This is a genomic window from Adhaeribacter aquaticus DSM 16391 (assembly GCF_000473365.1).
GTDB classification, from domain to species: domain Bacteria; phylum Bacteroidota; class Bacteroidia; order Cytophagales; family Hymenobacteraceae; genus Adhaeribacter; species Adhaeribacter aquaticus.
The window spans coordinates 3527814-3540565 of sequence record NZ_KI421517.1 but is presented as its reverse complement, the minus strand read 5'-3'; the positions used below and the strand labels follow the sequence as shown (position 1 = coordinate 3540565).

Below are 12752 nucleotides of genomic sequence, written 5' to 3'. Positions count from 1 at the left end.
AGAAATTATTTTAAAAATTATTTACCTGATTATCCGTTTATTAGCCTAAAACTGCAAAAAAAGTTATGGAAATATAGCTCACGCACTTGCAGGATTAAATTTAACCCTATACATTTGCATCACTTTAAAGGAACAACGCCACTAAGCGCTGCGAAATTAAAGAGAGTTGGTCCGGTAGTTCAGTTGGTTAGAATGCCGCCCTGTCACGGCGGAGGTCGCGGGTTCGAGTCCCGTCCGGACCGCAAAAGCCCTTCAGTAATCCTGAAGGGCTTTTTTACTTTTAACGGTACAGCAAAGCTTTTTCTGCCCTGGAGCAAAAATTTGAAGCAATAAAAAATCTGCTTAACAAGGAATAATCAACTTTTAGTAACGTTTCTCCTTGCCCCACCCTTATTCCCAATTAGTCATTTTGCGTTTTACCGCTTTTCAATTTTTGAAAATTTAGCTAAATAAAAGCGATTCCCTTTGAGTAAAATTGCTGAAGAACTTAACGAAGATAGCTTTACCACCTGTAATGTGGATATTCTAGTCGGTGCAGGTGCATCAGATTTTAACCGGATAAAATCTACCAGCAGTTTAAATAAATATTAACATTCTATTAAACCAAAATCATATTTTAAACAAGCGTGTTCGCTTTAGAAGCAATATGAACTTGTACCTGCTTCTTGAATTCGTCTGGTGTTTGACCGGTGTGCTGTTTAAAGAAGCGGGTAAAATACGGGGGATCATTAAATTCTAACAGATAAGCTATTTCCTTAATAGTATTCTCACTATGAATAATCTGCCTTTTAGCTTGCAGAATAACCCGGTCATGAATCAGTTGCATACCCGTTTTCTGTAGTTTCTCTTTCAACACCTGATTCAAACGCTTGGAGCTGATGCCTATTTTATCCGCGTAGAATTCAATGTCTCTGGTGTGTAGATAATTTTCTTCCAGCAGTAACATGAATTCATAAACTCTTTTCTGGTTAATGTCCTGACTTGTAAATTCATGTTCTTTAATGCGAATTATATTGAGAAGGAATGCCTTAAGCAAAGCCTGAATAATCAGGATACTGTGCTCGTTTTTCTGGTATTCCTCCTCCAGCAGATCATAAACTTTGCAAAGCTGGTCAGAAAGCTCCTTGCTAACGCCAAGGCAAGAGTATTCGCCTTGAATGTTAAAGATCTTGAATACATCCAGGATAAACTCCTTGGCGTCCTCATCCAGCAGTTCACGCTTAAAAGAAAGTAATACGCCCTTTTTGCCTGCTTTATTTAACTGATGAACCCGGTAAGGTGGTAACAGGTAAATCCAGTGTCCTTTTACAGGTTCACCGCCTTCTGGTAAGGCGTGCAAAGGATACTCGTTTTTGAGCCAAACCACTTCAAAAAAGTCTTTTCGGCTGGGGTCATTTAAGTAGCTGGGTGGGCAATTACCCAAGTTTCTAATATAAATAAGCGTTTGATTCAGTTCTTGGCTTAAGATCGCTTCTGTCATATAATTCTTTCCCCCGGGCAATAAAATCAGCATACCAGTAGAACAAAAGGCAGAAAAAATAATTGTCTATTAACCCAAAGTTAAATAATCTGCTGTATGTCTGGTCGGCAAAAGTAACAGATAGTTCCAGAACTTATAGCCGCAATCCCGTCTAAAATTTCTAGCATGTCTAAATAGTCCAACACTATGCGCAATTTGTATAAGCTATTACGCTTTAACTCAGGCTACCTTTGTGTCAGCTTTAAAGAAGGAGAAAACAGCAATTAATATTGTTGCTTCTTAGATAGTTAAAGCAAAAAATAAAGCGAATAAATGAAGAAGCAAAGCATATGAGTGGATCTGAGAGTCGTGATTTGCCAACTACTGTTCAACGAAATATTGAACTGATATTAGAAGAAAACCGAAAAATAGCAGCAAGTATAGATTTTACACAAGTAGCAGCCATTTTGCCTTTTATTCAAGAGGCCGAGAGAGTTTTTCTGGTGGGTGCAGGCCGGTCTGGCCTTTCCTTTCGCTCAGCCGCTATGCGCTTAATGCATTTGGGCCTGACAGTATTTGTGGTAGGAGAAACTACAACGCCGGCTATTAGAAAAGGAGACCTGTTAATTGCTGCCTCTGGTTCTGGTACCACCGGCACCATAGTGAAAGCAGCCGAGAAGGCGGTAGCAGCAGGAGCGAAAGTTGTAGCGCTGTCTACCACAAACAAATCTCCGTTGGCCGTTTTGGCTTCCCATATTATAATTATTCCGGCGGCTCAAAAGCAAGATCACGGTAAAACTATTTCTGAGCAATACGCAGGCAGCTTATTTGAACAGTTTATTTTATTACTGACAGACGCCTTGTTCCAGACACTCTGGGGCTTAGAAGATGCTCCGGCAGAAGAACTCTGGAAACGACACGCCAACCTGGAATAGCTATTCTGAGATACAAAAAGCTTAACATTATATACAAGACTTTTTAGGGATTATCGACTTAATTTTTTTGAGAAGGTAAATTTTATGCTCCTTCTCTTTTCCAATAATTAGAAACAAATTTTAATAATTCAATTTACAATCATGACTAAATTACAAGTAGCAATTGACCTATTAACTACTGCAGATGCTTTAGCACTTGCTGAAAAAGTAGCCCCATATATTGATATTATTGAATTAGGTACTCCGCTTATCAAAAGCGAAGGCGTGGCAGTAATTACGGCCATGAAAAAGGCTTTCCCGGATAAAATCGTTTTTGCTGACTTCAAAACTGCTGATACAGGTGGATTAGAAGCAGAAATGGCGTTCTCTGCGGGTGCTGACTTAGTTACTGTATTAGCTACTACTGGAAATGCTACTATCAAAGGCGCAGTAGAAGCGGCTAAGAAACACGGTAAAGGTGTTGTAGTAGACACTATCGGCGAAGCTGACCGCGTTAAACGTGCACAGGAAGTAACAGCCTTAGGTGTGGAGTTTGTTGAATTACACGCTGGTTTAGATGAGCAGGCACTATCAGGTTATTCAATCCAGGTATTGATTGATGAAGCTTCCCGCGTAGGTGTGCCTGTTTCAATTGCTGGAGGTGTTAACATCAACAACATTGCTGCGGTTAAGAAATCAGGCGTAAAAGTGGCAGTTGCTGGTGCTTCTTTGTATAGCGCTGCAGATCCGGCGGCGGCGGCGAAAGCTCTTCGCGAAGCTCTTGACGCTGCTTAAGTCTTATTTTTATTAATTAATCTCAAGAGGCAAAGGCTATTTAGTCTTTGCCTTTTTTCCTGCCAAATATTTCTGGTAACTCCTCCATAATGTACTTCCTATTTAATTTTAAGGGTCAGATTTTACATTTGTATTACAAATGAATTCTCATTTTTATGTGTCTAAATATAGCCACATAAGAAGCAATTTAATGACAACTTTTATGACGCTTTTTAATTTGAATTCGAAATTGTATTGGTCTTGTATATAGGCCGTAATCGGAAGCGGCGCTTACACTCATGTGCCCGAAGATTGTGAGGGAGTAAATCCAATGTTAAACTTTAATTTTTGATAAAAGAATTCTTTGCTTAGCAGGGAAAGCTTTCTCTTTCTACTAATAATTTATTTTCATGAAATCAGCAAGCAAGGTGGCTCCCACTATAGCTGTAATTTTCGGCGGAACAGGCGATTTAGCAAAACGGAAATTAATTCCGGCTTTTTTTAACCTGTTTCTGGATGGGCAACTGCCTGAAACCTTTGCTTTAATTGGATTAGGTAGACAATCTTCGGACAGTAATGGTTACAAAAATACGCTGAAACAGGCACTTGCAAAATTTTCCAGAAGCGGATCTCCAACGGAGGAAGCTTGGAGTATTTTTCAGCATTCGCTTTACTATCTTCCATCAGATATAAATGATCCTGCTTCTTTCCAGCAGTTGGCGGAGAAAATAAATGAGATTGAAAAAGCTTGGGGGAGCAGATCGAACCGGCTGTTCTATCTGTCTGTAGCTCCAGATTTTATTGAACCTATTACAGTTAATCTTAGTAAAACAGGCATTGCCTCCAATCCGGAAAAGGATAGAATTGTAGTAGAGAAGCCTTTTGGTTCTAATTTAGAAACTGCCCGAGAGCTGAACCAACTGCTTACCCGTACCTTTGAGGAATCGCAGATCTACCGCATAGATCATTACCTGGGAAAGGAAACGGTCCAGAATATCCTGGCATTCAGATTTGCTAATGCGCTATTCGAGCCGCTTTGGAATCGTAATTTCATTGAGTATGTACAAATCTCGGTTGCCGAAGAAGTAGGTGTAGAGGATCGTGGAGGTTATTACGAAGGATCTGGTGCCCTACGGGATATGATTCAGAACCACCTTTTGCAATTAATGTGCATGGTAGCCATGGAGCCACCAGTCACCTTTGAAGCCGAGGAAATCCGTAACCGGAAAGTAGATGTGCTGCATGCGGTCCGACGCTTTTCTAAGGAAGATGTAGGCAAATATGCGGTACGTGGGCAGTATGGCCCGGGCTGGATGAAGAGTAAACAAGTACCAGGTTATCGTGAGGAGAAAGGAGTTAATCCATCCTCCCAAACGGAAACATATGCTGCAGTCAAATTCCGGTTAGATAATTGGCGCTGGCAGGGCGTGCCTTTTTACCTGCGTACCGGCAAACGCATGCAGGAAAAAAGTTCTTCCATTACGGTCCAGTTCAGGCCAGTGGCGCACCTTACTTTTCCAAGTACTATGTCTGAGAACATTTTGCCGAACCGACTCATTATTAACCTGCAGCCGCAGATGGACATACGTCTCCGTTTTATGGCAAAAAAAACAGGTTTAGAAATGGCACTTACTCCAGCCGAAATGGTGTTTGATTTTAATGGCGTAAAAGAAGGGGGCCCATCTCCGGAGGCATACGAAACCTTGTTACTGGATGCCATGCAAGGAGATGCCACCCTATTTATGCGCTCAGACCAGGTGGAGACTGCCTGGGAAGTAATAACGCCTATTTTGGAGACTTGGGAGTCCCGGCCTTCCCTGGAGTTCCCAAACTATGCCACCGGTATGTGGGGACCAGAGAATGCAGAAGCACTTATTGCCCGGGATGGCCACACGTGGACTGTGACGATGCCACCTGCTTGATAGTTTAATCAGGGAATAAAAATAAAAACCATTTGTTTTGCCGATAGCTCTTTTTTAAAATTATATAAGCTTACTAAGCCCGAACAAACGAGGAATATTTAGAACCAAAATGAAGGGTAAAAATTTTATTTAAACAAACCCCAAAAAATTTAAGCATTTTAAAAATTTAATGTTTACCTTTGCATCACTTTAAAGGAACAACGCCCCAAAGCGCTGCGAATTTAAAGGGAGTTGGTCCGGTAGTTCAGTTGGTTAGAATGCCGCCCTGTCACGGCGGAGGTCGCGGGTTCGAGTCCCGTCCGGACCGCAAAAGCCCTTCAGTAATCCTGAAGGGCTTTTTTGTTTTAAATTCTTAATGGTTGAGTTCCCCACTTCTTCAAAACCAACTGCTAATTTATTCACAGGGAAACCAACTTATTTGTTATAAATAACCTTAACTACACCGCCAGCGTTTCTGTAAATTTTTGTCCAAACCGGTCTGTTACTTCTATTTTGATATCTTTAGCCTTAGCTGAAGGTTTGGCAAAAAATAAATGATCGGTTAAGGAAGGTTCTACAAAAGGATGCTTGGCCGGAAGATTTACCCCTAAATGTAATTCTACTGAAAGCGGGTCGAAATTTATTTCCTGCTTCATAGCTGTTGGAGTATTCCCGTTTTCAGACCACGTTACTTTCCATTCCGGATCCCAATTCCAAACATTTACCACTATTTCGTCTGGGCGGGTGGTCACGCTGCCTTTAGGGTACACCCGAAACTGATAGCTTTTATCTTTTCCCACAGACTTATGGTACCACTTAATTTCCGGACCATTTACCTCGTATACTCCATAACCATTCGGCGTACCATCACTACAAATTGGACCCGTCCACCAGGCACCACAAACAGCACCATGGGTGTGCTCAATGGTATTACCCCCTATTACTTTTTCGTTTACATGAGTATGGCCCGACATAATATGGGTATTAAAAGGTTTAAGTAGCCGGTATAGCTCTGCCCTATTGGAAACAACTCCTCCTAAGGCATCTTCCTTTAAATTGTTGCGTCTTTTATGACCGCTGTTTGCCGGAATATGCAACGACACGACAACAGTGGAACCTGGTTTTACAAAACTTAAATCCTGCTCCAACCATTGCAATTGTTTTTCAGTGAGGTAACCAATATATTTTTTATCGCTTCCCACAAAAAACACATCGTCGAGCACGATGTAATGTACTTCTCCGCGATTAAAAGAATAATAAGTAGGCCCGAACAAGTTTTTAAATGTATTGGCCGATCCTTCATCACTCCGGGCAGTAATATCCATATCGTGGTTACCAATTACCTGAAAGAATGGAATACCGCTAATTTCCACCGCTTTTTTATAATCTTCAAATAAGTCAGGTTTATCCCAAACCAAATCACCGCAACCAATAGCATGGAATAAAGTCTGGTTATCATACTGAGCTACCAGGGCTTTTAAATCCGGAGCAGTACTCGTTACCAATGCCTCTGCATCTTGCTTATCAATTATCTGGGGATCTGCCCAAACCACAAAATTGTGCTTGGTATCGTCAACGTTCAATTTTTGTAGTTCAAAATCAGCAGTAACAGCTGTAGTACTGTTTCTTAAAGGTTTAAAAAAACTAGTCATCCCTTTCTGGTTAGAAAACTCGTACCCCCGGGGAATAGAAATGTATACAAATTCAGCAGTAGCATTACTATCTAAAACATAATGGCCGGCTTTATCTGTTAAAACAACGTTATATCCATCGGTAACGGCCACACCTGAAATACCTTTTCCATTCTGGTGTACCTTCCCTTTAATTAAAATTGGGGTTAAATCATATTTCTGAACCTGTAACCTATTACTGGTCTTGGCTTGAACAGCCGAAATAGGTAAACCCAAACCTAAGCCAACCTTACCTAAACTTTGTAAAAATTTTCTTCTAAACATATACTATAAATTATAAACTGCCTGTTTTGGGATTTGAATTTTCTTAGCCCCAGGTAAAAACCTATCTGGTGTGCCTTACACAAAAATTGAAAGTTTAAGAAACAACCCAAAGCTTATTTGGAAGCTCAAAGGTGCCTATGGGCTATTAACAAAATATTAAGGCTGATTTATAGAATTGTAAAGGTTTGAAGAAGTAAGGGTGCTCTAATTAATTTTAGGCACCTTTACCTTTAAACTAAAATATGGGCTGAGAGCCCACTGGAGCAAATAAAACATTAAATATTATTAACGTTTTGATTCATTCAGTCTCAGATAATTAAGGAAAAGGAAATATGGTCAGACCATGTGTCTGCGAACTTAAAACGTTTACCCCCGTAACAGGTGTGTAGCTAACTAATTCTATTTATTAAAAAATTACAACAGAAACTATTCTTATGGGTGTTATTACTTTGTTTGCATTATTAATTATTTGTGGGTTCCAACACCGTAACCAATAACCAGCTTTTTCTTAAAGACCTGATCCTGAAACAATATGCGGTTGCCGTTGTACAGACTCTCCTATAAAGGACTACTTTGGGTAGTCTTTTTTTATGGGAGAAATCTCAATTAATTATTTCATAATTGTCACTTAATAAATAACAATCGTTTTTAATTTACCCCAGAATAGGTACTTTTAAAATATTAAATTCTAACTGTGAAATATCTCCCTCCATTTCATGAATACGCGAAGTGGTGAAGTAGAATTGATTCTGACTATCAATAGTAAAGGTATCGGGCCATTTAATAGCAGTATCCTGTACTAAGGTCTTTAATTCTCCTTCTGGTGTCCGATACATAATGGCATTTCTTTCCAGGTCACCTAAATACAAATTTCCTTGCTGGTCAAATACCATACCGTCTGGTGCAGGTGTGTTGCCTAAACTTTCTATGTATTCCGCAAGAGCCTCCTTATCTAAACTTTCGTTGTTTAAAGCTTCAGTAGGAATACGGTATAATCCATAACCTGTTAAGGCATGGTAATATAAATATTGCTGATCATTAGAAAGCGCTATTCCATCGGCGTGAATGTGCGGTTTCTCCCCCCCTTTTACCCAATGCTGCCCTTCTACCGTGAGCCAGATAGCTTCGGATTTAGTTGAAAAATGATTCTCCAGCAACCGCCTTATTTTACCGGTATTCATGTCCAATACCAATATAGCCCCAAGGCCTGATTCGGTAATATAAATTTTACCTGCCTCTTGGTCTATCCGTAAATCATTTAAATAAGACTTTTCGGGAGCAACGGTTTTGTCAAAAATCCATTTGTTCAGGAGTATATTCGTAGCCAGGTCAAACTCATACAGCATGGCATTGCCTATTACACCTTTCATTTTCGGACTTGCCGGATCCAGCACAAATAAAGAGTTCTTATGAGCAATTACTGATTGGACACAAGTAAATTTATTTTCTTCCGGATGGCCATTCCAGGTATTCCAGCTTTCATCTGGATAGGGTTTATATTCCCCACTAGAGAACACCTCCACTACCGAGAATGGGAGGTTGTCGTGCCAACGCGGAAAATTAGCAAACAACCGGCCGTTTTGGCTTATGGTAACACCGGTAATCTGAACTCCTTTGAAGGAAGCAACTTTAGTTATTCCTGTAGCATCCATAACAGTAGCTTTTGTTTATAATCAGTAGTTCTACTGTTGAGGCTGTATTTTGTTTTAAGAGCTTAAGCCAGCATTTATTGCCAAAATAAGATTTAAGTTGTCTGCCTTTTCTGTTAATACTTCTTCCCGATATTTTATTAATGCGAAGCGAAGCCTTTTCCTTTCAACCCTGTATTTTACAATAAGTCTCATCCAACCCAACTGCTAAATGTATAAGGTCTTCTATTTATGGGTGTAAATTATTTACTTGCTGATAAAAGGATAAATGGTCTCCCCAAACCTCTTTCATTACATCATCTAAATCTCTGAGAATCTTAGAACAATCCCCATTATAAGAAGAGCCGTGCATGGTGGCCAAGGTTTTGGGTCGTAAAGCAGCCAGCTCGTAAAGCATTTGCTTTGTTTTATGGTTGTAAGGCGTGTAATCCATCAACGGACCTGCTTCATAAAATAACAAGGAATGTTTATGCGCTTCCAGTATATCTTTATCTGTAAGGGCTACCTGGTCTCCGTTCTGGTGAAACAAATCAGAACATAATAAAGTCTTTTCAGTTTCTTCAAACATAACCCCAGCATCCCAACCATGAGGCAAGTGGGGCGTTGGAATAAACCGGTATTTTCGGGTACCAGTCTGGAGAATATCATTCCGTTGTAAGGCCAGCGCAGGTCGTATTGCAAAATCGCTCATATTGACTAATGCCCCTACCTCGCTACAAACAGCCCTGGCATTCGGTGCAATTTGTAACCACTCGTTTAAGGCCCCACACTCATCTACCTCAAAATGACTGAAACCTACCCACCTAATTAGCCGGGGATCAATCAATGTTTGTACTGCCTCTAATAAAAGAGGAAACATTTGCTTTAAGCCAGCATGGAAAAGTAATGGCTCGTCGTCCTTTACTAGGAAATGATTAAACTGTAACTGGAAATCAGGAACAAACACTGAAATCCGGTAAACATCAGGAGCGATTTCATCTATTTTATACATACCTAATGCGTTTATATTAAACACCTTAAGGTACAAATTTTTACTATTACTCCTGCTGTTAAACCTAATAAAACTTATTCATTGTGAGCTGTTTAGCTATCCTGTTCGTATCAAGATCAGGCGCCCATGGAGGTACTATAGCCACCAATTACAAAATTTCAGATAGCTACTTGCTGGTGAAAACACCGAGCAGAAGCTGTTTCATCTATTTAATAATAAATCAAACAGCCTCTGCTTCTTGGATTTTATACACATATTATATGATCCTATAAGATTTCTACCTTACTCTGTTAAAGAAGACTTTTGAAACCAATACTATTTCTTTGAAATACTAAACGTTAAGTTAAAAAAACTCTAGAAGCTCAACTTTCTTTTCCCTCTTTACAACTTTTAAGGATCTTTTATAAGTATACCCCCTAAAATAAATTAAAAAAGAATGATTGAAGACCTTTGGTACAAAAATGCCATTATATATAGCCTGGACCTGGAAACCTTCATGGACGGCGACGGCAACGGGGTTGGTGATTTTGAAGGATTATGCCAGCGGTTAGATTATTTACAGGCGTTGGGGGTGGATACCATCTGGCTGGCGCCATTTCAGCCTACCCCCAATAAAGATAACGGCTACGATATAGCTGATTATTATGGCGTAGATCCTCGTCATGGTTCCAGTGGCAGTTTTGTTGAATTTATCCACCAGTCCGAAAAGCGGGGAATGAAGGTTATTATTGATTTAGTTGTTAATCATACTTCCGATCAGCATCCTTGGTTTCAGAACGCACGCACGGGTAAAAACGCCCGCTACCACAATTGGTATGTTTGGTCAGATAAAAAACCATCGGATGCGGATGAAGGCATGGTATTTCCGGGAGTACAAACAACGACCTGGACTTACGACAAAAAAGCCAAAGCGTATTACCATCATCGGTTCTTCGCGCATCAGCCCGATTTAAACATGGAAAATCCGGAAGTAAGAACGGAGATCAGGCGCATAATGGGTTATTGGTTACAATTGGGAGTTGCCGGTTTCCGGGTAGATGCTGTACCTTTTATTCTGGAGACGCCAGCCCCGGGAAGTGCCGAGCCCACTATGAATTTTGAATATTTAAGGGAGATGCGCCGCTTTCTGCAATGGCGTCGCGGCGACGGCGTATTATTAGGAGAAGCCAATGTACTGCCCAAAGATAATGTTCATTATTTTGGGGAAGAAGGCGATGGTATTCACCTGATGTTTAATTTTTATGTAAATCAGCATTTATTTTATGCCTTAGCAAGTGGCGATATTGCATCTTTAACAGAAGCATTAATAGCTACTCAGGAGCTTTTTCCTACCTCTCAGTGGGCTCAGTTTTTGCGAAACCACGATGAATTAGATTTGGGACGGCTAACGGAAGAACAGCGACAGAAGGTATTTGCCCGCTTCGGACCTGAACCCAACATGCAACTGTATGACAGAGGCATTAGAAGGCGCCTTTCAGCTATGTTGGGAAGCCGGGCACATACGGAATTAGCTTATAGTTTAATGTTTTCCCTGCCGGGCACACCGGTTATCCGGTACGGCGATGAAATTGGCATGGGCGACAACCTGGACTTACCAGAAAGAGAAGCAGTAAGAACCCCTATGCATTGGTCAGATGATCCTCAAGCTGGGTTTTCCAAAGCCGACCAATTAATACACCCGGTTATAGAGGAAGGTCCTTATAGTTACTTACATGTTAATGTAGAGGCCCAGAAACGCGATCCGCATTCTCTTTATAACTGGATGGGAGCTTTAATCAGGTTGCGAAAAGAATGTCCGGCAATAGGTTGGGGCAAGTGGCAAGTCCTGAAAACCAATGTTTCTTCCGTCCTGACCATGCATTATAACTGGAAAAACCAGTCGCTTATTATTTTGCATAACTTTGATGAAAAGCCTTACGAGGTAATACTGGACTTAAAACAACAGCAGCCTGAAAAATTAACCGATTTAATGGCTTCTAATCATAGTGTAGCGGATGCCAATGGTTTACATAAAATAACCCTGGACGCCTATGGGTACCGCTGGTTTAAAACAGAAGACCTTAGCTATTTATTCTAATGGGTTGCCGTACTATAATGCTTTGGATTTAAGCCAGTTTTAAGTTTAAAAAACCGGCTAAAATGAGAGGCGGTATCAAATTCCAGATGATCAGCAATTTCTTTTATGCTAAGTTCAGAATAAGTGATCAGGTATTGGGCTTCACGTAACAATCGCCGGTGAATGATTTCCAAAGCACTTTCACCGGTTTCTTTTTTTACAGATTCGCTCAGGTGTTTGGCTGATATGTAAAGCAAGTCAGCATACTCCTGAACGGTTCGTTTTGTTAAGAAATGCTTTTCTACCAATATTTTAAAGGCATGAGTTAATTGGTATTGGCGGTTCATATGCTTAGTATAACTTAGCAAACATGCCTCGCAAGCCCGGTTCATTTCGTAAAGCAGTTGTAAAGCCTGTAAACGAATAATATTTAAATGAAAAGCGCCACCTTTTTCAAATTCGTTATTTATTTTTTCCAGTCCCTGTTTCATGGCCTCAAAGCTGTAACTGTCCAGATCGTAAATTGGAGGATAATCCGGATTCATCTGCAACAAGTTATTTACTACTGAATCGTTGATAAAGCTTTCGTCGAGAAACTCCCGTTTAAAGAGAAACATGTATAATAACAAGCCTTCCGAAGAATCCTCAAAAGAATTAATGGTATTGGGCGAGATTAAATGAATAGTTTGAGGCTTAACCAGGAAAGTAAATTGACCTACCGTTTTGGTACTGGTACCACTTAAACATAAAATTAAGGCGTAGTGATCTGTTTTAATGGGAGTGCCATTTTGAGTTCCCCCTTCATTACTCAAAATAGCAAAATCTCCTCCGTAATTCAGGTTCTGATATTTGTTCATCCCAAAAGTCTGAGGAGCTGCTCGCTTTTGGGATAAATAATACCGGATAGTAGATTTAATATCTAATTTGGGAGCAATTTCCTGCTGACCATTCTGAATATTGATCATGAAGCTGTTTGATATTTAAAAATTAGATGGAATTCCTTTTCTTATTATATCCAGTAGCAAGTAGTCTGGCAGAAGTTTTAAATGTGGG

At 40.2% G+C, this 12752-nt stretch carries 10 protein-coding genes and 2 tRNA genes; 7 read left to right on the top strand and 5 right to left on the bottom strand.

Annotated features, from left to right (window positions below):
* The first annotated feature begins 168 nt into the window (after nucleotides 1-168).
* Together ADHAQ_RS0117905 and ADHAQ_RS28900 are read left to right on the top strand one after the other, a co-directional pair.
* Nucleotides 169-242: transfer RNA gene (locus ADHAQ_RS0117905), tRNA-Asp, on the top strand.
* Between the two features lie 223 nt (nucleotides 243-465).
* Nucleotides 466-591 (top strand): hypothetical protein, encoded by a 126-nt coding sequence (locus tag ADHAQ_RS28900; RefSeq protein WP_281172371.1) that lies wholly within the window; start codon nucleotides 466-468, stop codon nucleotides 589-591.
* A gap of 25 nt (nucleotides 592-616) precedes the next feature.
* Here the strand turns inward: ADHAQ_RS28900 and ADHAQ_RS0117895 are convergent, their stop codons facing one another.
* Nucleotides 617-1480 carry a helix-turn-helix domain-containing protein gene (locus ADHAQ_RS0117895; protein WP_026464107.1) on the bottom strand — a complete coding sequence of 288 codons (864 nt, stop codon included), beginning with the start codon at nucleotides 1478-1480 and terminating at the stop codon, nucleotides 617-619.
* A 329-nt stretch (nucleotides 1481-1809) separates the two neighbouring features.
* On the opposite strand from ADHAQ_RS0117895, the gene hxlB reads away from it, so the two are divergent.
* The 4 genes from hxlB (at nucleotide 1810) to ADHAQ_RS0117875 (ending at nucleotide 5376) form a co-directional block, all read left to right on the top strand.
* Nucleotides 1810-2394, top strand: coding sequence for a 6-phospho-3-hexuloisomerase (gene hxlB, locus ADHAQ_RS0117890; RefSeq protein WP_034256908.1), 585 nt, complete (start codon nucleotides 1810-1812; stop codon nucleotides 2392-2394).
* 141 nt (nucleotides 2395-2535) lie between these two features.
* Nucleotides 2536-3168 carry a 3-hexulose-6-phosphate synthase gene (hxlA, locus tag ADHAQ_RS0117885; RefSeq protein WP_026464105.1) on the top strand — a complete coding sequence of 211 codons (633 nt, stop codon included), beginning with the start codon at nucleotides 2536-2538 and terminating at the stop codon, nucleotides 3166-3168.
* Nucleotides 3169-3557: 389 nt separating this feature from the next.
* Nucleotides 3558-5069, top strand: a complete 1512-nt coding sequence (gene zwf, locus ADHAQ_RS0117880) for a glucose-6-phosphate dehydrogenase (RefSeq protein WP_026464104.1) — start codon at nucleotides 3558-3560, stop codon at nucleotides 5067-5069.
* 233 nt (nucleotides 5070-5302) lie between these two features.
* Nucleotides 5303-5376, top strand: a tRNA-Asp gene (locus ADHAQ_RS0117875).
* A gap of 130 nt (nucleotides 5377-5506) precedes the next feature.
* Here ADHAQ_RS0117875 and ADHAQ_RS0117870 read toward each other — a convergent pair.
* The 3 genes from ADHAQ_RS0117870 to ADHAQ_RS26180 all read right to left on the bottom strand — a co-directional run bounded on the left by ADHAQ_RS0117870 (nucleotide 5507) and on the right by ADHAQ_RS26180 (nucleotide 9643).
* Complete coding sequence (locus ADHAQ_RS0117870; RefSeq protein ID WP_026464103.1) at nucleotides 5507-7003, bottom strand: calcineurin-like phosphoesterase C-terminal domain-containing protein; 1497 nt, start codon at nucleotides 7001-7003, stop codon at nucleotides 5507-5509.
* A 653-nt stretch (nucleotides 7004-7656) separates the two neighbouring features.
* Nucleotides 7657-8655, bottom strand: coding sequence for an SMP-30/gluconolactonase/LRE family protein (locus ADHAQ_RS26185; protein ID WP_051360010.1), 999 nt, complete (start codon nucleotides 8653-8655; stop codon nucleotides 7657-7659).
* Between the two features lie 226 nt (nucleotides 8656-8881).
* Complete coding sequence (locus ADHAQ_RS26180) at nucleotides 8882-9643, bottom strand: MBL fold metallo-hydrolase (RefSeq protein ID WP_034256907.1); 762 nt, start codon at nucleotides 9641-9643, stop codon at nucleotides 8882-8884.
* A gap of 436 nt (nucleotides 9644-10079) precedes the next feature.
* On the opposite strand from ADHAQ_RS26180, the gene ADHAQ_RS0117855 reads away from it, so the two are divergent.
* Nucleotides 10080-11720 carry an alpha-amylase family protein gene (locus tag ADHAQ_RS0117855; protein ID WP_026464102.1) on the top strand — a complete coding sequence of 547 codons (1641 nt, stop codon included), beginning with the start codon at nucleotides 10080-10082 and terminating at the stop codon, nucleotides 11718-11720.
* Here the strand turns inward: ADHAQ_RS0117855 and ADHAQ_RS0117850 are convergent.
* Nucleotides 11717-12664 carry a helix-turn-helix domain-containing protein gene (locus tag ADHAQ_RS0117850; RefSeq protein ID WP_051360009.1) on the bottom strand — a complete coding sequence of 316 codons (948 nt, stop codon included), beginning with the start codon at nucleotides 12662-12664 and terminating at the stop codon, nucleotides 11717-11719. The genes ADHAQ_RS0117855 and ADHAQ_RS0117850 overlap by 4 nt on opposite strands.
* Between the last annotated feature and the right edge of the window lie 88 nt (nucleotides 12665-12752).

Bases quoted from the DNA above. Each gene is read 5' to 3' on its own strand.
- ADHAQ_RS0117895 (WP_026464107.1), bottom strand. From the start codon at position 1,480: ATGACAGAAGCGATCTTAAGCCAAGAACTGAATCAAACGCTTATTTAT.
- hxlB (WP_034256908.1), top strand. From the start codon at position 1,810: ATGAGTGGATCTGAGAGTCGTGATTTGCCAACTACTGTTCAACGAAAT.
- hxlA (WP_026464105.1), top strand. From the start codon at position 2,536: ATGACTAAATTACAAGTAGCAATTGACCTATTAACTACTGCAGATGCT.
- zwf (WP_026464104.1), top strand. From the start codon at position 3,558: ATGAAATCAGCAAGCAAGGTGGCTCCCACTATAGCTGTAATTTTCGGC.
- ADHAQ_RS0117870 (WP_026464103.1), bottom strand. From the start codon at position 7,003: ATGTTTAGAAGAAAATTTTTACAAAGTTTAGGTAAGGTTGGCTTAGGT.
- ADHAQ_RS26185 (WP_051360010.1), bottom strand. From the start codon at position 8,655: ATGGATGCTACAGGAATAACTAAAGTTGCTTCCTTCAAAGGAGTTCAG.
- ADHAQ_RS26180 (WP_034256907.1), bottom strand. From the start codon at position 9,643: ATGTATAAAATAGATGAAATCGCTCCTGATGTTTACCGGATTTCAGTG.
- ADHAQ_RS0117855 (WP_026464102.1), top strand. From the start codon at position 10,080: ATGATTGAAGACCTTTGGTACAAAAATGCCATTATATATAGCCTGGAC.
- ADHAQ_RS0117850 (WP_051360009.1), bottom strand. From the start codon at position 12,664: ATGATCAATATTCAGAATGGTCAGCAGGAAATTGCTCCCAAATTAGAT.